The sequence below is a fragment of the Micromonospora sp. NPDC049201 genome (assembly GCF_055586805.1).
Genome location: NZ_JBVJHM010000005.1, coordinates 434,622 through 455,763 on the forward strand (window position 1 = coordinate 434,622; position 21,142 = coordinate 455,763).

General features: G+C 74.1%; 16 protein-coding genes, 1 tRNA gene and 1 pseudogene. 6 read left to right on the forward strand and 12 right to left on the reverse strand.

The window, feature by feature from the left end; genetic code table 11:
- Positions 1-3 precede the first annotated feature (3 nt).
- From selB to fdh, 6 genes are all read right to left on the reverse strand, one after another.
- Entirely contained in the window at positions 4-1,767 is a 1,764-nt protein-coding gene (gene selB, locus ACZ6O5_RS14010; RefSeq protein ID WP_465977166.1) for a selenocysteine-specific translation elongation factor, read from the reverse strand.
- A gap of 4 nt (positions 1,768-1,771) precedes the next feature.
- The gene (gene selA / locus ACZ6O5_RS14015) at positions 1,772-3,064 is read right to left on the reverse strand and encodes an L-seryl-tRNA(Sec) selenium transferase (protein WP_465977168.1); all 1,293 of its coding nucleotides are present in this window, start codon (positions 3,062-3,064) and stop codon (positions 1,772-1,774) included.
- A 23-nt stretch (positions 3,065-3,087) separates the two neighbouring features.
- Positions 3,088-3,183: transfer RNA gene (locus ACZ6O5_RS14020), tRNA-Sec, on the reverse strand.
- 45 nt (positions 3,184-3,228) lie between these two features.
- On the reverse strand, positions 3,229-4,347 hold the full coding sequence (gene nrfD / locus ACZ6O5_RS14025) for an NrfD/PsrC family molybdoenzyme membrane anchor subunit (RefSeq protein WP_465977170.1): 1,119 nt from the start codon (positions 4,345-4,347) through the stop codon (positions 3,229-3,231).
- On the reverse strand, positions 4,344-5,390 hold the full coding sequence (locus tag ACZ6O5_RS14030; RefSeq protein WP_465977172.1) for a 4Fe-4S dicluster domain-containing protein: 1,047 nt from the start codon (positions 5,388-5,390) through the stop codon (positions 4,344-4,346). Before ACZ6O5_RS14030 ends, nrfD begins: the two co-directional genes overlap by 4 nt.
- On the reverse strand, positions 5,383-8,709 hold the full coding sequence (gene fdh / locus ACZ6O5_RS14035; RefSeq protein WP_465977174.1) for a formate dehydrogenase: 3,327 nt from the start codon (positions 8,707-8,709) through the stop codon (positions 5,383-5,385). Before fdh ends, ACZ6O5_RS14030 begins: the two co-directional genes overlap by 8 nt.
- 332 nt (positions 8,710-9,041) lie before the next feature.
- Between fdh and ACZ6O5_RS14040 the strand changes: the two genes are divergently transcribed.
- The 3 genes from ACZ6O5_RS14040 to ACZ6O5_RS14050 all read left to right on the forward strand — a co-directional run bounded on the left by ACZ6O5_RS14040 (position 9,042) and on the right by ACZ6O5_RS14050 (position 12,194).
- Positions 9,042-9,368 carry a hypothetical protein gene (locus tag ACZ6O5_RS14040; RefSeq protein WP_281941358.1) on the forward strand — a complete coding sequence of 109 codons (327 nt, stop codon included), beginning with the start codon at positions 9,042-9,044 and terminating at the stop codon, positions 9,366-9,368.
- Positions 9,365-10,015: a nucleotidyl transferase AbiEii/AbiGii toxin family protein gene (locus ACZ6O5_RS14045; RefSeq protein WP_465977176.1), complete on the forward strand. Its 651-nt coding sequence runs from the start codon at positions 9,365-9,367 to the stop codon at positions 10,013-10,015. The genes ACZ6O5_RS14040 and ACZ6O5_RS14045 overlap by 4 nt, the downstream gene beginning before the upstream one ends.
- 388 nt (positions 10,016-10,403) lie before the next feature.
- Complete coding sequence (locus tag ACZ6O5_RS14050; RefSeq protein ID WP_465977178.1) at positions 10,404-12,194, forward strand: bifunctional metallophosphatase/5'-nucleotidase; 1,791 nt, start codon at positions 10,404-10,406, stop codon at positions 12,192-12,194.
- Between the two features lie 31 nt (positions 12,195-12,225).
- Here ACZ6O5_RS14050 and ACZ6O5_RS14055 read toward each other — a convergent pair whose 3' ends face one another.
- Complete coding sequence (locus ACZ6O5_RS14055; RefSeq protein WP_465977180.1) at positions 12,226-12,411, reverse strand: hypothetical protein; 186 nt, start codon at positions 12,409-12,411, stop codon at positions 12,226-12,228.
- Between the two features lie 99 nt (positions 12,412-12,510).
- Here ACZ6O5_RS14055 and ACZ6O5_RS14060 point away from each other — a divergent pair, with 99 nt between their 5' ends.
- Positions 12,511-13,545, forward strand: coding sequence for an NAD(P)-dependent alcohol dehydrogenase (locus ACZ6O5_RS14060; protein WP_465977182.1), 1,035 nt, complete (start codon positions 12,511-12,513; stop codon positions 13,543-13,545).
- On the opposite strand, the gene ACZ6O5_RS14065 is transcribed toward ACZ6O5_RS14060, so the two are convergent.
- Positions 13,532-14,668, reverse strand: a complete 1,137-nt coding sequence (locus ACZ6O5_RS14065) for a geranylgeranyl reductase family protein (protein ID WP_465977184.1) — start codon at positions 14,666-14,668, stop codon at positions 13,532-13,534. The genes ACZ6O5_RS14060 and ACZ6O5_RS14065 overlap by 14 nt on opposite strands.
- 137 nt (positions 14,669-14,805) lie before the next feature.
- Between ACZ6O5_RS14065 and ACZ6O5_RS14070 the strand changes: the two genes are divergently transcribed.
- Together ACZ6O5_RS14070 and ACZ6O5_RS14075 are read left to right on the forward strand one after the other, a co-directional pair.
- Complete coding sequence (locus tag ACZ6O5_RS14070) at positions 14,806-15,042, forward strand: hypothetical protein (protein ID WP_465977186.1); 237 nt, start codon at positions 14,806-14,808, stop codon at positions 15,040-15,042.
- Positions 15,043-15,113: 71 nt separating this feature from the next.
- The gene (locus ACZ6O5_RS14075) at positions 15,114-16,571 is read left to right on the forward strand and encodes an MFS transporter (RefSeq protein ID WP_465977188.1); all 1,458 of its coding nucleotides are present in this window, start codon (positions 15,114-15,116) and stop codon (positions 16,569-16,571) included.
- An 87-nt stretch (positions 16,572-16,658) separates the two neighbouring features.
- Here ACZ6O5_RS14075 and ACZ6O5_RS14080 read toward each other — a convergent pair whose 3' ends face one another.
- From ACZ6O5_RS14080 to rho, 4 genes and pseudogenes are all read right to left on the reverse strand, one after another.
- Positions 16,659-17,216: a hypothetical protein gene (locus tag ACZ6O5_RS14080; RefSeq protein WP_465977190.1), complete on the reverse strand. Its 558-nt coding sequence runs from the start codon at positions 17,214-17,216 to the stop codon at positions 16,659-16,661.
- 439 nt (positions 17,217-17,655) lie between these two features.
- Positions 17,656-18,381 (reverse strand): hypothetical protein, encoded by a 726-nt coding sequence (locus ACZ6O5_RS14085; protein WP_465977192.1) that lies wholly within the window; start codon positions 18,379-18,381, stop codon positions 17,656-17,658.
- 182 nt (positions 18,382-18,563) lie between these two features.
- Entirely contained in the window at positions 18,564-19,649 is a 1,086-nt protein-coding gene (locus ACZ6O5_RS14090) for a DUF3626 domain-containing protein (RefSeq protein ID WP_465977194.1), read from the reverse strand.
- Between the two features lie 74 nt (positions 19,650-19,723).
- Positions 19,724-20,824: pseudogene (gene rho / locus ACZ6O5_RS14095) on the reverse strand (transcription termination factor Rho); the annotation flags it as partial.
- Positions 20,825-21,142 lie beyond the last annotated feature (318 nt).

Genomic DNA, 21,142 nt, shown 5'->3' on the forward strand with positions numbered 1-21,142 from the left:
CGCTCAGCCCGGCGGGCGGACCACCTCGCGGGCGTCGTCGGGCAGCCGGCGGGTGAGACCGCGCCGGTCCAGCAGTTCCAGCAGCGGCACCGCCACCCGACGGGTGGTGCCCAGCGCCCGCCGGGCCGCGCTGAGCGTGAACGGCTGCGGCAGGCCGGCCAGGACCCGCGCCGCGTCGTCCGGCGCGCCGGGCAGCAGCACCACGTTCTCGGCCAGTCGCACCAGCGCCCCGGCCCGTACGGCCGCGCCGATCTCCTTCGGGCCCAGGCCGAGGCCGGCGAGCTGGTGCGCCTCGGGCGCCTGGAACGGCCGGTCACCGTACTCGGCGCGGACCGTCGCCACCGCGCGGGCGACCGGGTCGGGCAGCGTCCCGGCCGGGGCGGCGGTGACCAGGCCGGCGTGCAGCCGCAGCGGCGGGCGCAGCAGCGCGGTCACCAGCGCCCGGTCGGGCAGGCCGAGGCGGTGGCGCAGCGCGTCGAGCGGCACGCCGGCGGCGAGCGGGTGCGCGGCGGCGTACCGGGCGACCTCGTCGGTGAGCCGGCGGCCCAGGTCGCGCCAGTGGTCGGGGTCGGCCAGCCAGTCGCCGGCCACCGGCGTGGCGGCCGGCGGCACGCCCATCCGGGTGAGCTGCCCGGCCCGGACCAGCCGCCGCCGGCGCAGCTCACCGACCGGGTCGGGTCGCCCGTCCAGCCCGGCCAGCACGGCGGCGCGGGCCGCCGCCGCGCCCCGGCGACGCAGCGGCGGCGGATCCACGTCCAGCACCGTCACGCCGCCGGCCACGTGGTGCCGGCCCGGGTCGCGCAGCAGCGCCCGGTCACCGATCAGCAGCGGCAGCGGGCGGGCCAGGCGCAGCCGGACCGTGTCCGGGCCCAGCGGCCGGACCCGCGCGGGCACCGCGGCGGAACCGACGTGCAGCGTGAGGGTGGCCGGCAGGTCGGCGGCCGGGTCGCCGGCCAGCCGCACGTCGAGCAGGTCGGTGCGACCGAACCGGCCGGGACGCAGCAGCGCGTCGCCGCGCCCCACCCGCTCCCGGGGCAGGCCGCGCAGATTCACCGCCACCCGCGCCACCGCGTCGACGTCCGACCGCGCGACACCCAGCGAGTGCAGGCCGCGTACCCGCACCGGCTCGCCGGTGGCGGCGAGTTCGAGTTCGTCGCCGACGCGCAGCCGACCGCCGCCGAGCGTGCCGGTGACCACCGTGCCGCTGCCGCGCACCGTGAAGGACCGGTCCACCCAGAGCCGCACCGGGGCGTCGTGGGCCGGGTCGGGCAGCCGGGCGACCAGCCGGTCCAGCGCGGCGCGCAGCTCGGGCAGGCCCGCGCCGGTGACCGCCGAGACGGCCACCGCCTCCACCTCGCCGAGCGAGGTCGCGGCGATCTCCGCGAGCGCCCGCGCCGTCGCCGGCCCCGGATCGGCCAGGTCCGCGCGGGTCACCGCCAGCAGACCGTACGACACACCCAGCGCGTCCAGCGCGGCCAGGTGCTCGGCGGACTGCGGCATCCAGCCCTCGTCGGCGCCGACCACGATCAGCGCGGCCGGCACCGGGCCGACGCCGGCCAGCATGTTCGGCACGAACCGTTCGTGCCCGGGCACGTCGACGAACGCCAGCGTGCCGCCGGAGGGCAAGGTGGTCCAGGCGAAGCCGAGGTCGATGGTCATGCCCCGGCGGCGTTCCTCCGCCCAGCGGTCCGGTTCCATCCCGGTCAGCGCCCGCACCAGCGTGGACTTGCCGTGGTCGACGTGACCGGCGGTGGCCACCACCCACATGTGCTCAGCCCGCCACGCGCAGGATCGCGGCGTGCACGCGGTCGTCGTCGCCGACCGGCACGGCGCGCAGGTCCAGCAGGAGCCGGCCGTGCAGCACCCGGCCGAGGACCGCCGGGTCGCCGGTGCGCAGCGGCACGGCGTAGCGCTCGGGCAGGCTCAGCGCCCACGAGTCCAGCTCCACCCCGGGCGCGCCGCCCCCGCCGACGACCGCGGCGACCGGCACCACCTCCGCCTTGCACCCGTCGGCGCCGAGCCGGTCACACAGCCGTTCGGTGCGGGCACGCAGCCGGCCCGCGTCGGCGTGCAGCGCCTCCCCGGTGGGGGTGGCCGGCGCGTGCAGCGTGGCGGCGAGCGCGGCGAGGGTGAGCTTGTCCACCCGCAACGCCCGGGCGAGGGGGTGCCGGCGCAGCCGCTCCACCAGATCCGCGGCGCCGAGCAGCAGGCCGGCCTGCGGCCCACCGAGCAGCTTGTCGCCGCTGGCGGTGACCAGGTGCGCGCCGGCGCGCAGCGTGGTCGCGGCGTCCGGCTCGTCGGGCAGCAGCGGGTCCGGCCGGAGCAGACCGGAGCCGATGTCGGCGACCACCGGCACCCCGAGGGTGGCCAGCTCCCCCACCGGCACCGCCGCGGTGAAGCCGGTGACCACGAAGTTCGACGGGTGGACCTTGAGCACGAAGCCGGTGCGCGGGCCGATCGCGGCGGCGTAGTCGGCCCGGCCGGTGCGGTTGGTGGTGCCCACCTCGCGCAGCCTGGCCCCGGTGCTGGCCAGCAGGTCGGGCAGGCGGAACCCGTCGCCGATCTCGACCAGCTCACCGCGGCTGACCACGATCTCCCGGTCGGCGGCGAGCGCGGTGGCGGCCAGCACCAGCGCGGCGGCGCCGTTGTTGACCACGTGCACGGCGGCGGCGTCGGGCACGGCGGCGGCGAGCGCGTCCAGCGCCTCCCGGCCGCGCCGGGCCCGCCGGCCGGTGGCCAGGTCGAGTTCCACGTCGGTGTGCCCGGCGGCGGCGACCAGCGCGTCCACGGCGGCCGGGGCGAGCGGGGCCCGACCCAGGTTGGTGTGCAGCACCACGCCGGTGGCGTTCAGCACCGGCCGGGGCGTCCGCCCGGGCAGGTCGGCCAGCGCGGCGTCGCGTACCTGATCGGGGGTGATCTCGCCGCGGCGGGCGCGGTGCTGGGCGGCGACGATCGCGGCCTTGACCCGGTCGCGGCCGATAGTGCCGGCGGCGGCGGCCAGCGCCGGGTCGGCGAGCAACGCGTCGGTGCGCGGCACCCGCCGACGCGGGTCCACCTCACGCATCGCACGCTCCCCCGGGGACGGTGTGGCGGAGACGGACGGGAATCGAACCCGCCTGGCCCGGGTCCCGGACCACACCGGTTTTGAAGACCGGGAGGGGCACCAGCCGCCTGAACGCCTCCACGCAGCAGTCAACCACAGCGGCCCGCCGGCCGCCCGGGGAGGCGTCAGGCCCGCCGGTCGGCGCGCTCGCGTTGCGGCACCACCGTGTACTTCGGGTCCCGCGCCGAGGCGACGCCGCCGTGGAAGATGCCGAAGCGGGTGCAGACGGCGGCGGCGAGCAACGCGCCGCCGGAGGCGGCGGAGAGCAGCCGGCTGCGGCGGCCGACCAGCGCGCCGGCCACCCCGGCGGCGGTGAGCGCGCGGCCGGCGCGCAGCAGCCTCCCGGGCGTGCCGTCGGCGTAGGGCTCGCTGAGCAGGCCCAGCCGGTTCTCCACCCGGTGCGCGCCCCACAGCTCCAGCGCCGCGCCGGCGACCGCCATCCGCCGCGCCGGGCCGGCCTGCCCGGGCGGCGCGGCCAGCAGCCCGACGCCGGCGCCGCTGGCCAGCGCGCTGCCCGCGAAGATGACCGGCAGTTCCGGGTACGCCTCGTGCCACGACGGCACCGCCGTGTCGGCCAGCAGCACCCCGGTGTACGTGGCCAGCGCCGGCGCGGTGACGGCGGCGACCAGACCGGCCGCGTGCCCGGTCGGGGGCAGCAGCCGACGACCCAGCCCGAGCAGCCCGCGCTCCGGCAGGCGGGGCGCGACCTCGGCGATCGCGGCCAGCCCGGCGGCCGGGCCGAACGCGCTGAGGATCCAGGTGCCCACCGACATCGGCGAGGTCACCTTCGCCACCCGCAGCATGTGGTGGAAGCGGCTGGGCCGGCCCAGGTCGTTGATGAGGAAGTACGCGCTGGCGCTCACCGCCGCCAGCGACGTGACCCGGCCGGCGCGACGCAGCGCCGGCCGGCCGGTGAGCTGCCCGCCGGCGGCCAGCATCGAGGAGCCGGCGGCGAGCCCACCGGTGAAGAGGTACGCGGCGATGTCCCACCGCCACACCGGCGGTTTGAGCACCGGCCGGCCGTAGTAGGAGGTGAACTCCGCCGGGGGCACGGTGAGCTGCTCGCCGCCCCGGCCGCCGCCCTTGCCGCCGCCTCGGCGACGGGCGGTGGGCGCGGTGTCGCGGGGCGGGGTCAGCCCCGCGTCGCGGGCGCCGGCGTCGGTGCGGCCCACGGCGGTCCGGTCGGCGGCCAGGCGGTCGCGGAAGCGGCGGAACAGGGCACCCACCGGGCGGTCCGGGCTCACGACGATCCTCCGACGAACGCGGCGACGGTGGCCGCCGCCATGGCCAACGCGGCCAGGCCGGCACGCTTCCACATCTTCGGCAGGTCCCGGGTGGTGACCACCGGGTCCGGCGGCAGCCCGTACACCTCGGGCTCGTCGAGCAGCAGGAAGAACGCGCCGTCGCCGCCCACCCCGTCGGTCGGGTCGTGGCCGTAGAGCCGGGCCTCCGGCACGCCGCGCTCGTGCAGCGTGGCGACCCGCTGGGCGGCCCGGTCCCGCAACTCGTCGAGCGGGCCGTACTGGATGGACTCGGTGGGGCACGCCTGCGCGCAGGCCGGCGTCATGCCGGCGCCCAGCCGGTCGTAGCAGAGCGTGCACTTCCACGCCCGGCCGTCGTCCCTGCGCTGGTCGATCACGCCGTACGGGCAGGCGGAGATGCAGTACCCGCAGCCGTTGCAGATGTCCTCCTGCACCACGACGGTGCCGAACTCGGTGCGGAACAGCGAACCGGTCGGGCAGACGTCCAGGCAGGCCGCGTGCGTGCAGTGCTTGCAGACGTCGGACATCATCAGCCAGCGGAAGTCGGTGCGGCTCTCCGCGCCGGTGCCCCGCCCCGGTGGCTGCGCGCCGGGCATGCCGAGGAACTCCGGGCCGGCCGCCATCCGCGCCGCCGGCTCGCCGCGCCCCGCCGGCAGGCCCGGGTTCGTGCCGGTGTCGGTGGCGGTGCCGGCGCCCACCGCCGCCGACGTCGGGCTGCCGGTCGTCGGGCCCGTCGGGTCGCCCGCGAACGGCGGCGTCCGGTGCCCGGCCGGGCGGGGCTGCTCGATGAACGCCACGTGCCGCCACGAGTTCGCGGTCAACGCGCCGGTGTTGTCGTACGACATGCCGAGCAGGTCGAAGCCCCCGTCCGGGACGCCGTTCCACTCCTTGCAGGCGACCTCGCACGCCTTGCAGCCGATGCAGACGCTGGTGTCGGTGAAGAAGCCCATCCGGGGCGGCGCCTGCGTCCACCCGGCGTCCGGGGCCGGGTCGAGCGGTCCGTACAGGCTGTTGGCGTCAGGCATGGTCTTCTCCGTCGCGCGCCGCGGCCTCGGGCGTCTGCTCGTCGGTGCTGCCGGCCGCGTTCTCGCCGCCCAACACGTCGGTGGTCACGATCGGCACCTTCCGGTCCGCGGTCATCCCGGCCCGCCGCTGGTAGTCGCCGACCAGGTCGAGCAACGCCGGCCCGGTGGGCCGCCGGCCCGGCCGGATGTCGCACGTGCCGATCTTGCTCTCCTGGATGAGCACGTTCGGGTCCAGCGTGATGCCGAACAGGTCGTTCGCCGAGTCGCCGGTGACCAGGCCCTCGCTGCCGAAGTGGTAGGGCAGCCACACCTGGTGGATGATCCGCCCGTCCACCCGCAGCGGGGTGAGCCGGTCGGTGACCAGCACCCGCGCCTCGATGGCGGCCCGCCCGCTGATCAGGTGGGCCCAGCCGAGATGCGTCAGCCCGACCTCGGCGGCCAGCTCCGGGGACACCTCCACGAACATCTCCGGTTGCAGTTCGGCCAGGCGCGGCACCGTCCGGCTCATCCCGCCGGCCGTGTGGTGCTCGGTGAGCCGGCTGACCGTGAACACGTACGGGAAGACCTCGCTGTGCGGCTCCGGCGGGCTCGGGTTGATCCGGTTCACCGGGTGCTCGTAGATCTTGCGGGTCGGGTTGGCCTGCTGCCCGTAGAGCGGGTTGCGCATCGGCGACTCGGCCGGCTCGTAGTGCGTCGGCAGCGGGCCGTCGAGGACGCCGCTCGGCGCGTACAGCCAGGCCTTGCCGTCGCCCTGCATGACGAACGGGTCGTCACCGGCGAGCGCCTCCGGGCCGGAGGCGTCGTCCGGCGGCCGGTACGACGGCGGCTTGGTCTTCTCGAAGTCCGGCACGTCGTAGCCGGTCCACTCGCCGGCGTCCGGATCCCACCAGACGTACTTCTTGCGGTCGCTCCACGGCCGGCCCTCCGGGTCGGCGGACGCGCGGTTGTAGAGCGTGCGCCGGTTCGCCGGCCAGGCCCAGCCCCACTCGGCGGCCACCCAGTCCTGCTCGTGCCGGGACCTGCGGCGGGCCGCCTGGTTCACCCCGTCGGCGTAGACGCCGGTGTAGATCCAGCAGCCGATCGCGGTGGAGCCGTCGTCCTTCGCCTCGGCGAACGCGTTCAGCGGACGGCCGGTCGCGACGTCGTAGCCGTTGATCTCCTTGAGCACCGCCTCGGCGCTCGGCTCGGCGTGCCCGCCGTGCGTCGGATAGTCCCAGGTCAGATCCAGCAGCGCGCGGTCCCGGGGCGTGGTGGAGCCGGCCAGCTTCTCCCGCAGCACCCGGCCGAGGTGGTAGAAGAACCACAGCTCGGAGCGGGCGTCGCCGGGCGGGTTGACGGCCTTCTCCCGCCACTGCAACAGCCGCTGGGTCTGGGTGAAGGTGCCCTCCTTCTCCACGTGCGAGGCCGCCGGCAGGAAGAACACCTCGGTGCGGCACTCCTCCGGCACGATCTCCCCGGTGGCGATCTCCGGGCTGTTCTTCCAGAACGTGGCGCTCTCGATCAGGAACAGGTCGCGGACCACCAGCCAGTCGAGGTTGGCCATGCCGAGGCGCTGGGCCCGGCCGTGCGCGGAGCCGACCGCCGGGTTCTGGCCGAGCAGGAAGTAGCCCTTCACGTGCCCGTCGATCATGTTGAGGACCTGCTGGTACGTCCCGTGGTCGCCGGTCATCCGGGGCAGGTAGCCGTAGCAGAAGTCATTTTCCGGCGTGGCCGCGTCACCCCAGTACGCCTTGAGCAGGCTGGCCGCGAACGCGCCCGAGTTGCCCCAGAAACCCTTCTGGCCGGGGTGCCGGATGCTGTCCACCCACTTGTCGAACGTCGGGTGGTCGGCGTGGTGCGGCATCGGCAGGTAGCCGGGCAGCAGGTTGAACAACGTCGGGATGTCGGTGGAGCCCTGGATGCTGGCGTGCCCGCGCAGCGCCAGGATGCCGCCGCCCGGCCGGCCCATGTTGCCCAGCAGCGTCTGGATGATCGACCCGGTGCGGATGTACTGCACGCCGATGCTGTGCTGCGTCCAGCCGACCGAGTAGACCAGGGCGCCGGTGCGCTCCCGGCCGGAGTTCTCCGTCCAGGCGCGGGCCAGCTCCAGGAACTTCTCCTCCGGAATGCCGCAGACCCGGGCCACCATCTCCGGCGTGTAGCGGGCGAAGTGCCGCTTGAGGATCTGGTAGACGCAGCGCGGGTGCCGCAACGTCTCGTCCCGCCGGGTCTGCGCCGACACCGGCTCGCCGTGCGACTCGTGCTCCAGCCCGGAGGCCGAGTCACGTTCCTTGCCGGTGCCCCGGATCTTCGTGCTGCCCTCGTGCCCCTCGTACTGCCAGCTCGCGTGGTCGTAGGAGCCGGTCTCCGGGTTGTAGCCGGAGAAGAGCCCGTCCAGGTCCTCGGTGTCGGCGAACTGCTCGCTGACGATGGTCGCCGCGTTGGTGTACGCCAGCACGTACTCCCGGAAGTCCAGCTCGTTGTCCAGGATGTACCGCACCACGCCGCCGAGCAGCGCGATGTCGGTGCCCGCCCGGATCGGCAGGTACGTGTCGGCGAGCGCACTGGTGCGGGTGAACCGCGGGTCCACGTGGAAGACCTTCGCGCCGCGCTTCTTCGCCTCCATCACCCACTGGAAGCCCACCGGGTGGGCCTCGGCCATGTTCGAGCCCTGGATGACGATGACGTCAGCGTTGGCGAGGTCCTGCTGGAAGTCCGTCGCGCCGCCGCGACCGAAGCTGGTCCCCAGACCGGGGACGGTGGCGGAGTGTCAAATCCGCGCCTGGTTCTCGATCTGGAGCGCCCCCATCGCCGTGAACAGCTTCTTGATGAGGTAGTTCTCCTCGTTGTCCAGCGTCGCGCCGCCCAGGCTCGAGATGCCGAGCGTCCGGTTCAGCGGGCGCCCCTCGTCGTCCACGTCCTCCCAGGTCTCCGCGCGGGCGGCGAGGATCCGGTCGGCGATCATGTCGAGCGCGACGTCGAGGTCCAGATCCTCCCAGTCGGTCGCGTACGGCCGGCGGTAGCGGACCTTGGTCTGGCGCAGCGGGCTGGTCACCAGGCTCTTGCTGGCGGAACCCTTCGGGCAGAGCCGGCCCCGGGAGATCGGGCTGTCCGGGTCGCCCTCGATCTGGGTGACCCGGCCCTCGGAGTGGAAGACGCGCTGCCCGCAGCCCACCGCGCAGTAGGGGCAGACCGAGCGGGCCACGCCGTCGGCGGTCTCGGTGCGGGCGGTCAGCTCGGCGGAACGCGCCGACTGGGCGGCGGCGCCACGCCCCAGCGGGTCGGTGCCGGTGAGTTGCCGGTAGACCGGCCACCCCTGGATGAACGTCTTCAGACCCACCCGGGCGCCCCTCCCCGTTCGAAGATCGGCTGACCCTTTGCACACTAGGCCAGCCGTCCGGCGCCCGCGAGTCGAGCGGGAAACAGCGCCGCCCCGGCCGGGTGGGCCGGGGCGGCGCTGGGCGTCGGTGTGCAGGTCGCCTCTCGGCGAGTGGCGCGACGCGGCTCCAGCCGAACGGTATTCCGCGAAGGCAATTTAGGTGAGGCCCGGGGACACTGGTCACACCGACGCTCTGCACAACGGTACCGGGGCGACCGTTCTTCCGCCGGTCGTCGTGACGCCGGTCACCGACCTTGGCACTCGACACGCCGGTCAGGGGTTACCCTCATGGCATGTCGGCCACCGCCAGCGCGTACCTCGCCCGGCCCGGGCGTCCCGCCGTGGTCCCGCGCACGCTCGACGAGCTGGCCGGCCCCACCGGGGGCATCGTCGAGCTGCCGGTGCGCCTGATGTGGAACAGCGAACGCGCCTTCGATCTCGCCGACCCCGACGAGCTGCTCTGGATGTACGAGAACGTGCTGCGCGAGACCACCCGGGTGACGGACCTTCGGGAGCTGATCCACGCTCCGACGCTGCGCCGGGTGTGGCCGCTGCTCAACCTGCCCCGCGGCGTACGCCTGGCCTGGGAGGGCCGGCACCGGAGCCTGCGTACCGCGTGACACATCCGCACGACTTCTACCGGGAGGTGGCCCGGGTGGCGCTCGCCGCCGCCGGCCCGCACCGGTTCGTGCTCGGCGGCGGGGTGGCCTGGGCCGCGCACGGCCTGGTCACCCGCCCGACCGAAGACGTGGACCTGTTCGCCGACGTGGAGGGCGCCGCCGCCGCGGCGGCGGCCGACGTGCGCGCCGCGCTGGAACGGGCCGGCTACCGGGTGGACGAGGCGGATCCGGACGGCCTGGGCGAGGTGTTCGACGGCTTCGACCGGGACCTGCGGGACTTCGTGGTGAGCCGCGGCGAGCGGCAGATCCGGCTCAGCCTGGCCCGGCTGGACCGGCACCGCAGCCCGGTGGTGATGGACTTCGGCCCGGTGATGGACGTGCGGGACCTGCTGGCCAACAAGACCGCCGCGCTGGTCAACCGCCGGGAGGTACGCGACTACATCGACGTCGCCGCCGCGCTGGACCGGTACCCGGTGGCCGAGATGCTGGAGCTGGCCCGCCAGGTGGATCCGGCGCTGGAGGACGTGGACGTCCGGGCGGCCGGCCGCTACCTCGACGGGCTGGCCGACCGCCGGTTCCGCCGCTACGGCCTGGACGCGGCCCGGATCGCCGAGGTGCGCCGCCGGCTGTCCGTCTGGCCCCGCTGACGCGGCGGGACCGGACGGCGCACCGACGGGTCACCTCGTCGGTTTGCCGCCGGTGACGCCGAGGATCTCGCCGGTGACGTAGCTGGACTCCTGGGAGGCGAAGAAGACTCCGCGCCATGATCCGGCTTCGGGCCCATCTCCTGCGTCGAGCCGGGGGTGGACTGCTGCTGCGCGGCCTGCCCCTGCTGCTGACCGTACTGCCCGGTGGGGTCCTGCTGGGTGTACTGGTCCTCGGTCATATCAGCGCCCCAACCCCGGCGGGTCCCCGAAAAACAGCGGTGGGTGACGGGATCGGAAACACTTGGGGGTGTGGTGGCGTACGTGACAGGCGGTGGTTATGGTGCGCAACGGCGCCCACGAGGCGCCCACCCCCATGGAAAGGCACCTCATGACCTCCTCCTCCGGCGCCTCGCGCCGCCAGGTGCTGGCCGTCGCCGCCGCCGCGGCGACCGCTCCGCTGCTCGCCGGCGCGCCCGCCGAGGCGAAGCCGAAGCAGCCGAAGACCTGGGACCTGACCGTCCTCGGCACCTCGGACACCCACGGCAACGTCTACAACTGGGACTACTACAAGGACGCCGAGTTCGACGACAGCAAGCACAACGACGTCGGCGTCGCGAAGCTGGCCACCCTGGTCAACCAGATTCGGGCGGAGCGCACGGGCAGGGCGACGCTGGTCCTGGACGCCGGCGACACCATCCAGGGCACGCCGCTGGCCACCTACTACGCCAAGCAGGAGCCGATCACCAGCACCGGTGAGACGCACCCGATGGCCAACGCGATGAACGTGCTGCGGTACGACGCCGTCACGCTCGGCAACCACGAGTTCAACTACGGCCTGCCGCTGCTGGCCACCTGGATCAAGCAGCTCGGCTTCCCGGCGCTCGCCGCGAACGCGATCAACGAGAAGACCGGCAAGCCGGCCTTCCTGCCGTACGTGATCAAGGAGGTCCGGCTCGGCGGGCACGGCGCGCCGAAGCTGCGCGTCGGCATCCTCGGCCTGACCAACCCGGGCGTGGCCATCTGGGACAAGGCCAACGTCGAGGGCCGGCTGGTCTTCGCCGACATGGTCGCCACCGCGGCGAAGTGGGTGCCGGTGATGCGCCGGCGCGGCGCCGACGTGGTCATCATCTCCGCCCACGGCGGGGACAGCGGCACCTCCAGCTACGGCCCCGAGCTGCCGAACGAGAACCCGACCGCGCTGATCGCCGAGCAGGTGCCCGGCATCGACGCGATCCTCTTCGGTCACGCCCACAACGAGGTGCCGGAGAAGTTCGTCACCAACCTGAAGACCGGCAAGGCGGTGCTCACCTCCGAGCCGTCGAAGTGGGGCCAGCGCCTCACCCGGATGGACTTCACGCTGACCCGGGAGAAGGGCTGCTGGAAGGTCGTCGACTCGTCGGCCACCACGCTGAACACCAACACCGTGGTCGAGGACCCGGCGGTGCTCGCGGCCGTGCGCGGCCAGCACGCCAAGACGGTCGAGTACGTCAACCGGGTGGTCGCGCGGTCGAGCGTGGAGCTGTCCGCCGCCGAGTCCCGTTACAAGGACACCCCGATCCTGGACTTCATCAACCACGTCCAGACCGAGGTGGTCACCGAGGCGCTGGCCGGCGGCGCGTACGCCGGCCTGCCGGTGCTGTCGATCGCCGCGCCGTTCAGCCGCACCGCGGTCTTCCCGCAGGGCGACGTGCGGATCCGCGACGTGGCCGGCCTCTACGTCTACGACAACACGCTCGAGGCGGTCGTGCTGACCGGCGCCGAGGTGAAGGCGTACCTGGAGTACTCGGCGAAGTACTTCGTCACGGTGCCGGTGGGCGCCGCGGTCGACCCGGAGACGATCAGCGACCCGGCCGTGCCGGACTACAACTACGACGTGTTCTCCGGCGTCGACTACGACATCGACATCTCCAAGCCGGTCGGCCAGCGGATCACCCGCCTGGTGCTGGCCGGCACCGACACGCCGGTCGCGGCGGACGCGCAGTTCGTGGTGGCGGTGAACAACTACCGGCGCAGCGGCGGCGGCAACTTCCCCGGCATCGTGAAGACGCAGGTCTACAACGCGCAGCAGGAGATCCGCCAGCTGTTGATTGACTGGGCGCAGGCCAAGGGCACCATCGACCCGGCCGACTTCTTCGTGCCGAACTGGAAGCTGGTCCGCGAGGGCGTGCCGGTCTTCTGAGTCGCCCCGGCGGCTGGCGGAGTCCGCTCCGTCAGCCGCCGGCTCTCAGGTGCCACTCCGACTCGCCGCCGGCCGGGTCGGGCCGGCCCGGTGGGACCTCGGTCTCGGCGGACTCCATTCGCTCCTCCGGACGCACCGGGGCGGGCAGCTCGCCGAAGCGGACATGCCGCAGGAACGCGTACTCGTCGTCGGTGAACGACGTGACCGGTTCGCTCATGCCCGCATTGTGCGCCACGCCCGACCGGCGGCGGTATCAACCGAGACGGTGCGGGTATGCCGCCGCGACGGTCGTCGACGACAAGGCGGGAGGGCGACGATGCGCGCGGTACGGATGACCGCTCCGGGGGTGCTGGAGCTGACCGAGGTGCCCACCCCGGAGCCCGGCCCCGGTGAGGTGCTGCTGCGCGTCGGCGCGGTCGGCGCCTGCCACTCCGACCTGCACATCCTCGACGCCGAGGCGGGGCTGTTCCCCACCCCGATGACCCTGGGCCACGAGATCGCCGGCACGGTGGAGGCCGCCGGTTCCGGCGTGGACGGCTGGTCGCCCGGGGACCGGGCGGCGGTCTACGGGATCATCGGCTGCGGCCGGTGCCGGGCCTGCCTGCGCGGCGAGGAGAACCGCTGCCGGGTCACCCCGGTCGGTGGCATCGGGCTCAGCCGCGACGGCGGGCTGGCCGAGCACGTCGTGGTGCCGGCGTCCCGGCTCCTGCACGTCGGCGAGATGGACCTGACCCAGGCCGCGCCGCTGACCGACGCCGGGCTGACCCCGTACCACGCGGTGGAGCTGGCCCGGCCCCGGCTGCTCCCCGGCACCACCTGCGTGGTGATCGGCATCGGCGGGCTGGGGCACATGGCGCTCCAGATCCTGGTCGCCACCACCGCGGTGCGGATCGTCGCGGTGGACACCAACGTCGCCGCGCTGGACCTCGCCGACCGGCTCGGCGCCCACCACGTGGTGCGGGCCGGCGCGGACGCGGTGGAGAAGATCCGCGAACTGGTCGGACCGCCGCCGGACGGCGCGGACGTGGTGCTCGACTTCGTCGGCGCGCAGCCCACCCTGGACACCGCCCGGCAGGTCGTCGCCACCGGCGGTCAACTGCTGCTGGTCGGCCTGGCCGGGGGCACGTTGCCGGTCCGGCCGGTCGCCGACGCGCCGCCCCCGGTGCCGCTGGAGACCGCGGTGGTGGCGCCGTTCTGGGGCACCCGCGCCGAACTCCAGGAGGTCATCGCGCTGGCCCGGGACGGCCGGCTGCACGCCGACGTGCGGACGTTCCCGCTGGACGAGGCGCCCGAGGCGTACGAGGCGCTGCGCCGGGGGGACATCCACGGGCGGGCGGTCATCGTCCCCTGACCGGGGGCAGGCGGTCGATCAGCGCCAGCCCGGCCCGTACCGGCCGCCGGTCGAGCGCCTCGGCGAAGCCGATCCGCCCCTGACAGAACCGGACGAACATCCGCCAGCCGAGCGGGCTGGCCAGCATCGCGTGGAACACGTCCGGTCGCCGTTCGAACGCGTCCAGCAGCCGGTGCCCGGCCCGCATCTCCGGCGTCAGCAGCCGCGCCACCTCCCGGGGGTACGCGTCCAGGTCACCGCCGGCGACCGCCGCGCCGGCCAGCCGGCCGGACCGCAACGCGTAGCTGATGCCCTCCCGGCTCCACGGCTCCAGCAGGCCGGCCGCGTCACCGACGACGAGCACCCGGCCGTGGCGCAGCGGGGAGTCGTCGGCGCGGCAGCGGGTCAGGTGACCGGAGTCGTGCTCGGGCGCGATCCCGGACAGCCCCAGCCGGGCCACGAAGTCGCGCAGGTAGGCGCGGGTCCGCTCGCCGTCGCCGCGGGCGGAGATGACACCCACGGTGAGCCGGTCGCCCTTCGGGAAGACCCAGGCGTACGAGCCGGGGACCCGGCCCCAGTCGAGCAGCACCCGGCCCCGCCAGCGGTCCCGCTCGACGGCGGGCACCGGCAGCTCCAGCTCCAGCCCCAGATCGACCTGACGGAAGCGCACCCCGACGTGTCGGGCGGTCACCCCGGAGGAGCCGTCCGCGCCGACCACCGCACGGGCGCGCACCACCTCGCCGTCGGCCAGCCGCAGGCGTACCTCGTCGGGGTCCTGTTCCACGGCGCGGACCGCGACGCCCTCGCGGACCTCGGCGCCGGCGGACACCGCGGCGGCGCGCAGCCGGTCGTCGAACTCCTCGCGGCGGATCATCGTGATCACCGGCGCGCCGTGGCGGCGGGTGAACGCGCGTCGCCCGTCCCGGGTGAACGTGACCCGGTCGACCCGGTCCTGCGCGGGCACCTCGATCACGTCGCCGGCCTCGGCCAACGAGGTGCCGATCAGGCCGCCGCCGCACGTCTTGTACCGGGGGTGGGTGGCCCGCTCGACCACCAACGTCCGCACGCCGGCCCGGGCCGCGGCACGCGCGGCGGAGAGGCCGGCGGGCCCGCCACCGACCACGACGAGATCCCAGATGATCACCGGTGCAGCCTAGGGCACCGGCGGGCCGGGTGGCCCGACACGACCCTCGATCGGGTGGGCATCATCGCCGGTCGCCCGGGTAAGCGCCGGTCGCCGACCGTCCGGCGGTCGGACGGTCCACGCCGAGGAGGGAAGCGATGCCTCAGGTCCAGTTGTCCGCGGTCGAGGAACGGGTGTACCAGGCGGTGTCCGCGCTGGAGGCGCGGGGACACGTCCCCTACCCGGACCTGATCGCCGAGGAGACCCAGATGACCGAGGAGGAGCTGCGCGAGCCGCTGCACACGCTCACCGAGCGGGGACTGCTGCACCGCGAGGACTCACCGATGACGGGCCTGGACTTCGGGCCCCGCTGGTGCGCGCGCCAAACGGCCTGACCGCCTCGTTTGCCCCACCGGGGTCCGGGTAGCGATCGGGGATGCGTGATCGACGGTCTGTGGGGGGCACGATGAGTGGGGACCGGCCGTCGACGCCGGCGGCGGACACCGGGTACGACGAGCGGCGTCGCTGGCGGGCACTGAGCGTCGGCCTGGTCGCGGCGTTCATGACGCTGCTGGACGTCAGCATCGTCAACGTCGCCGTCCCGTCGATCGACCGGGCGCTGCACGCCACGCCGAGCGACCTGCAGTGGGTGCTGTCCGGGTACGCGTTGACGTTCGGCCTGGTGCTGGTGCCGGCCGGGCGGTTCGGCGACGCGCGCGGCCGGCGGACCGCGTTCGTGGTCGGGGTGGGACTGTTCACGCTGACCAGCGCGCTCGCCGGGCTGGCCACGTCGGCGACCTGGCTGATCGTCGCCCGGCTCGTCCAGGGCGCCGCCGCCGGCATCGTCAACCCACAGGTCAGCGGCATGATCCAGCAGCTCTTCCGGGGCGCCGACCGGGGACGCGCGTTCGGGCTGCTCGGCGCCACCATCGGCATCTCCACCGCGGTCGGGCCGCTGCTGGGCGGGCTGCTCATCCAGCTCGGCGGCGCCGAGCACGGCTGGCGGTGGGTGTTCTTCGTCAACATCCCGGTCGGCATCGTCGCGATGGTGCTCGGCTGGCGGCTGATGCCCGCCCGGCCCGCCGGGCAGCCCGACCGGCACCGGCTCGACCCGGTCGGCGTGCTGCTGCTCGGCGTCGGGGTCACCGTGATCCTGCTGCCGCTGGTGCAGCGGGAGCAGTGGCGGGGGTCGACCAAGTGGCTGCTCATCCCGCTCGGCCTGCTGCTGCTCGCCGGCTTCGCGTTCTGGGAACGCCGGTACGCCCGGCACACCACACCCCTGTTCGACCTGCGACTGTTCGGGCTGCGCTCGTACACGCTGGGTTCGCTGATCGGGCTGATCTACTTCGCCGGCTTCACCGCGATCTTCTTCATCTTCACGCTGTACCTCCAGATCGGGTTGGGCTACAGCGCGCTTGTGGCCGGCCTGGCCATCACCCCGTTCGCGCTCGGTTCGGCGGTCGCCTCCGCGCTGGGCGGGCGGGTGGTGACCCGGTACGGCCGGCCGCTGGTCGCGATCGGGCTGCTCGCCGTGGTGGTCGGGCTGGTCGCCACCGACCTGGTGCTGACCGGCGGACCACACCAGCACGTGCCGCTGCGTACCGCGCTGCCGCTGCTCGTCGCCGGGCTGGGCAGCGGCCTGGTGATCGCGCCCAACCAGACGCTCACGCTGTCGGAGGTGCCGGTGCCGATGGCGGGCAGCGGCGCCGGCATGCTCCAGACCGGACAGCGGATCGGCTCGGCCGCCGGCATCGCGGCGGTGGGCGCGCTGTTCTTCTCCACGCTGGCCGACAACCGGGGCGACTGGTCGGTGGCGTTCCGGCACTCGCTGCTGCTCGCCGCCGGCATCATCGTGCTGGCGCTGGTCGCCGCCGTGGTCGACATCGTCGCCGGCCGCCGGGTGAAAGGCGGGGCCCCCCGTTAACGCCTCCGGTAGAGGAACGCGCCCCGCCTGACACCCACGGCGCACACGAAGGCCGGCACCCTCGGCGGGGTGCCGGCCTTCGGCGTCTTAGCTGTTCCAGTGCTTGTTGACCAGGTCGGTGGCCTGCTTCTCCCACTGGGCGTACGCGTCCGGGTAGGCCGACACCTGCACCGTCTGCGCGGCCTGGGTCACCGGCATGTCCTGCCAGCCGTCGACCTGCTTCAACCCCTTCAGGAACGCAAGCGTCGAGTACTCCGGGTCGGTGATCTGCTCCGGCGTGCCCCAACCCGAGGACGGACGCTGCTGGAACAGACCCAGCGAGTCGTGGTCGTTACGGTCGCCGAGGTGGCCCAGGTTCTCCAGCTTCGACTCCTGCAACGCCGTCGCGATCGAGACCACCGCCGCCCGCTCCGGCAGCCCAGCCTTCTTCGTCGCCGCGATGATCGCCTTCACGTTGGCCGTCTGCTCGCCGTTCAGGCTGATCGTCGACTGCTCACCCTGCACACCCGCCACGGCCGTGACCGGCTTGCTGGCGGTGGCGGCGTGCGCGGACTCGACGTGACCGGCGATCGGACCGGCAAACACACCACCGGTGAAAGCCAGACCAGCAATACCCAGCACACTCTTACGCAGCATCGTGTTCATGGCGAGGGCTCCATTCAGGGGTCAACGCACCGGGGGTGCGGGCACCGTCAGGCGCACAAGAAAAGCCTTGGCTGCTCGCGGGGCGGGGGCCTCGACGCGGCGCCGGAACCGTGTGCAACGACCGGGGGTCCACCGTCATTCCCGGGCGGGGGGCGGCGCGGGGGCGCTTGCCTTCCTCGGCCGTGCACCGGGATACAACGCCGCGACCCCCCGACCCATTCCACCGCCAGCGTGCCGCCCACCACCCCGAAACCGGACAAACCGCGCTTCGGAGGCGCACCACCGGCGCATCGGAGCGCCCGAGACACACACGTAGCGTTCCACCGAACGCCGCGAAGGGAACACCACGGGCGTCCGAGCACCGTGCGGGCGTCGACCGGCCGTCGGACAGACGGACCGGCCGGCCCCGAATCGGGGCCGGCCGGGCACGGGTGACGTCTCACCAGAGCTGCTGGACGATGTCCGCCGCCTGCTCCTCCCACTGCGCGTACGCGTACGGGTAGGCGGACACCTGGACGGTCTGCGCCGCGCTGGTCAGCGGCAGGTTCTGCCAGCCGCCGACGTTCTTCAGCGCGCCGAAGAACGCCTTGCTGGCGTACTCCGGGTCGGTGATCTGCTCGGACGTGCCCCAACCGGACGACGGACGCTGCTGGAACAGGCCCTCCGAGTCGTGGTCGTTGTACGCGCCGAGGTGACCCAGGTTGTACAGCTTGGACTCCTGCAGGGACGTGGCGACGCCGATCACGGCGCCCCGCTCCCCCACGCCTGTCTCCTTGGCCGCCTGGACGATGGCCTTGGCGTTGTCGAGCTGCGTGTCGTCGAGGGGGATACGCGACTGCGCGCCCTCGACGCCGTGCGGCATGAGCTTCTCCCGCGCGGTCCGGTCGGCCTTGGTGGGCACCTTGTCGCTACCGGTGGTCAGGCCGGACGTGACCGCCTCGGTGGCGGTCTTCTTGCCGGTGGCCAGGTCGATGGCGGCCTTGGCGCCGGCGTGGGGTCCGCTGGTCACCGGCGCGGCGACGGCGGTGGGCGCGAAGGCCAGTCCACTCAGGGCGGCCACGCCCGCGACGGCGAGTGCGGCGCGACGGTTCTGGGCGACGGCGGTGGTCCTCGCGACGGCGGTCTTCGCGATGGCGGGGAGCCATCGAGTGAGGTGCTGCTGCACGATGGTTGCCCTTTCGATCGTTACGACGCGCTCCGGGGTGAGCGCCCCTCGGGGGTCCGGCACCGGTCGGGTGCCGGCGTACCGGGGCACAACCAGGCCGGCCGGTCGGTCATTCCGGAGATGTCGGATAGGTGCGGGGGCTGCGGTCCAGGTCACGCCACGAACACGGGGAAACGGGACGATCAGGCCGGCCCGCCGAAACGGACCAGGACGTGCCAGAGCTGCTTGAGGTGCTGCCAGGTCAGCTCCGCCGGCCCGCGGTCGGCCCAGCGGTGCGGCTCGCGTACCAGCGACGCGGCGGCCCGGCCGATCAGGGCGGCGTGCAGCGGTTCCCCCGGCCGGCCGAACTCGGCGTGCACGCGGACGGCAAGCGGCGGGATGTCCGGGCCACGGAAGTCGGCGTCGACATCGTCGACGGGCAGCTGGAAGCCGCAGTGCCAGCGCAGCGGGACACCGTGCCGGCGGGCGAGCCCGGCGAGGCGACGGCCGGTTCCGGTGTCGCGGAACGACGGGTCGGCCACGAGAGCCTCGACGTCGCGGGCGAGGCTCAGCTCGCCGTGCACCTGGGCCTCGATGTAGTCGTCGAGCGCGCGACCGGCCCGCTCGGAGGCCCGTTCCCGGCGGGACAGCAGCGTCCGCAGCAGCGTGCCGGTGTCCATCCCGGATACGCCGAGGCTGACGCCGGTGCCGGCGGTGGCGACCAGCAGCGCGGCGAGGACCGACTCGAAGACGGTGGCGGTGCCGACCTCGGTCGGCCCGAGATGACTGTCCCCGAAGGTGAACGTGGTCCGGGCCACCACCTCCGGACGCAGCCGCAGGTGGCAGGAGCCGAACCGGGGGCAGGCGCCGTCGGGATGGTCGAGCAGGTTGAGGCCGCCGTACTTCGGGCGCTCCGCGGCGGGTACGCCCGGACGCTGGTACGCGCCGCCGAACATCGCCTCCTCCCAGCGGTCCCGGTCACCACCGGGGAACGCGGTGAGCCCGCCGTTGCCGATGCCGGTCTCGAACTGGCTGCGGTACACGCCCTCGTCGTCGAGCGCCTCGACCACCGTACGGCCGTCGCGCAGCAGCCGGTCCGGGTGGAAGTTGACGGTCAGCCGGCCGTACCCGGTCACCACCGCGCCGACCTCGTCGCAGCGGAGGTCGGCCCCGGAGCCGGCGAGGTGTTCCGCGATCACGGCGAGCGCGGCCGGGCGGTCCCGCAGCGCGACGCCGCGCACGTGTCGCAGGGCGGCGGACTGCGCGGCGGTCAGGGTCGGTCCGGGCATGCCGGCGAGTATCGCCGGGGCCGGTCCGGCGGGCCAGGGGAATTCCGCGAGGAAAGGGCTGGACCTGGGTACGGCTACCGACCGGTCGCGCCGAGGCGGGCGAGCAGGTGCGCGTTGCCGCCGGTGGCGCCGAGCTGGCGCAGCAGGTGTTCCAGGGCGGCCTGCCGGTCCAGCGTGGACAACGCGGACCGCAACGCGCGCAGGCGTTGCCGTTCGAGGTCGGACAGCAGCGCCTCCTCCCGCCGGGTGCCGGAGGCGCGCACGTCGACCGCCGGGAACGTACGCCGGTCGGCGAGCCCCCGGTCCAGCTTCAGCTCCGCGTTGCCGGTGCTCTTGAACTCCTCGAAGATGAGGGTATCGGCGGCCGAGCCGTTCTCCACCAGCGCGGAGGCCAGGATGGTCAGCGAGCCGCCCTCCTCGACCGCGCGAGCCGCCGCGAGCAGTTGTTTGGGCGGGGTGAGCGCGGCCACGTCGATGCCGCCGGAGAGCGTACGCCCGGCGGAGCGCACGGTGAGGTTGTAGGCGCGGCCGAGCCGGGTCAGCGAGTCGAGCAGCACGACCACGTCCTGCCCCAGCTCGACCAGGCGCTTCGCCCGCTCGATCGCCAGCTCCGCCACAGCGGTGTGGTCCCGGGGCGGGCGGTCGAACGTGGCGGCGACGACCTCGCCCTTGATCGACCGGGACATGTCGGTGACCTCCTCGGGCCGCTCGTCCACCAGGACCACCATCAGGTGACAGTCGGGATGGTTGGTGGTGATCGCGTTCGCGATGGCCTGCAACACCATCGTCTTGCCGGCTTTCGGCGGTGCCACGACCAACGCCCGCTGGCCCTTGCCGATCGGCATGACCAGGTCGATGACCCGGGTGGTCAGCACGTGCGGGTCGGTCTCCAGCCGTAGCCGCTCACGCGGGTGCACCGGGGTGAGCTGGTGGAAGTCGCGGCGCCGCCGGGCCGGCCCGGCGGCGAGGCCGTTGACGGTGTCCAACCGGTCCAGCGGGACCGGCCGGCCCGGGTGGGACTCGCCGGTGACCGTGCCGGTGACCAGGTCGCCGCGGCGCAGACCGTACCGGCGGACCTGGCCGGCGCTGAGCGTGACGTCGGCGGTGGACGGCAGGTATCCGTCCACCCGGAGCGTGTGGTGCCCGCCGGCGGTGTCGAGGACACCGTTGACGGGACGGTGCGCGGGGATCATGGGTGGCCTTTCGTCGGGAGTGGTGTCGGCGGACGCGGACACCGGGGAACGGCGCGGGTCGGGACCGGCCCGGCGCGGGCCGGGGGCGGTGTCACCGCGACGGAGGAGCCGGCCGGTCGGGCAGCCGAGCGGCGGAGAGGCGGTCGGTGACCGACCACAGGGGAGATGACGGACGACGGGCGGCGTCTGGCGCCGGCATCCGGGTCCACGAGCAGGCTAACCCGACCCGCCGCGGCGGGCAACCAGATCACCGGTGCCGTCGGGCCGGACGCTTCGTTAGAGTGAGGGCACCCGCCCCAC

Coding starts and splice junctions, on each gene's coding strand:
- ACZ6O5_RS14050 (WP_465977178.1), top strand. CDS start 10,404: ATGACCTCCTCCTCCGGCGCCTCGCGCCGCCAGGTGCTGGCCGTCGCC.
- ACZ6O5_RS14030 (WP_465977172.1), bottom strand. CDS start 5,390: ATGCCTGACGCCAACAGCCTGTACGGACCGCTCGACCCGGCCCCGGAC.
- ACZ6O5_RS14090 (WP_465977194.1), bottom strand. CDS start 19,649: ATGCCCGGACCGACCCTGACCGCCGCGCAGTCCGCCGCCCTGCGACAC.
- ACZ6O5_RS14070 (WP_465977186.1), top strand. CDS start 14,806: ATGCCTCAGGTCCAGTTGTCCGCGGTCGAGGAACGGGTGTACCAGGCG.
- ACZ6O5_RS14060 (WP_465977182.1), top strand. CDS start 12,511: ATGCGCGCGGTACGGATGACCGCTCCGGGGGTGCTGGAGCTGACCGAG.
- selB (WP_465977166.1), bottom strand. CDS start 1,767: ATGTGGGTGGTGGCCACCGCCGGTCACGTCGACCACGGCAAGTCCACG.
- ACZ6O5_RS14080 (WP_465977190.1), bottom strand. CDS start 17,216: ATGAACACGATGCTGCGTAAGAGTGTGCTGGGTATTGCTGGTCTGGCT.
- ACZ6O5_RS14055 (WP_465977180.1), bottom strand. CDS start 12,411: ATGAGCGAACCGGTCACGTCGTTCACCGACGACGAGTACGCGTTCCTG.
- ACZ6O5_RS14040 (WP_281941358.1), top strand. CDS start 9,042: ATGTCGGCCACCGCCAGCGCGTACCTCGCCCGGCCCGGGCGTCCCGCC.
- ACZ6O5_RS14075 (WP_465977188.1), top strand. CDS start 15,114: ATGAGTGGGGACCGGCCGTCGACGCCGGCGGCGGACACCGGGTACGAC.
- selA (WP_465977168.1), bottom strand. CDS start 3,064: ATGCGTGAGGTGGACCCGCGTCGGCGGGTGCCGCGCACCGACGCGTTG.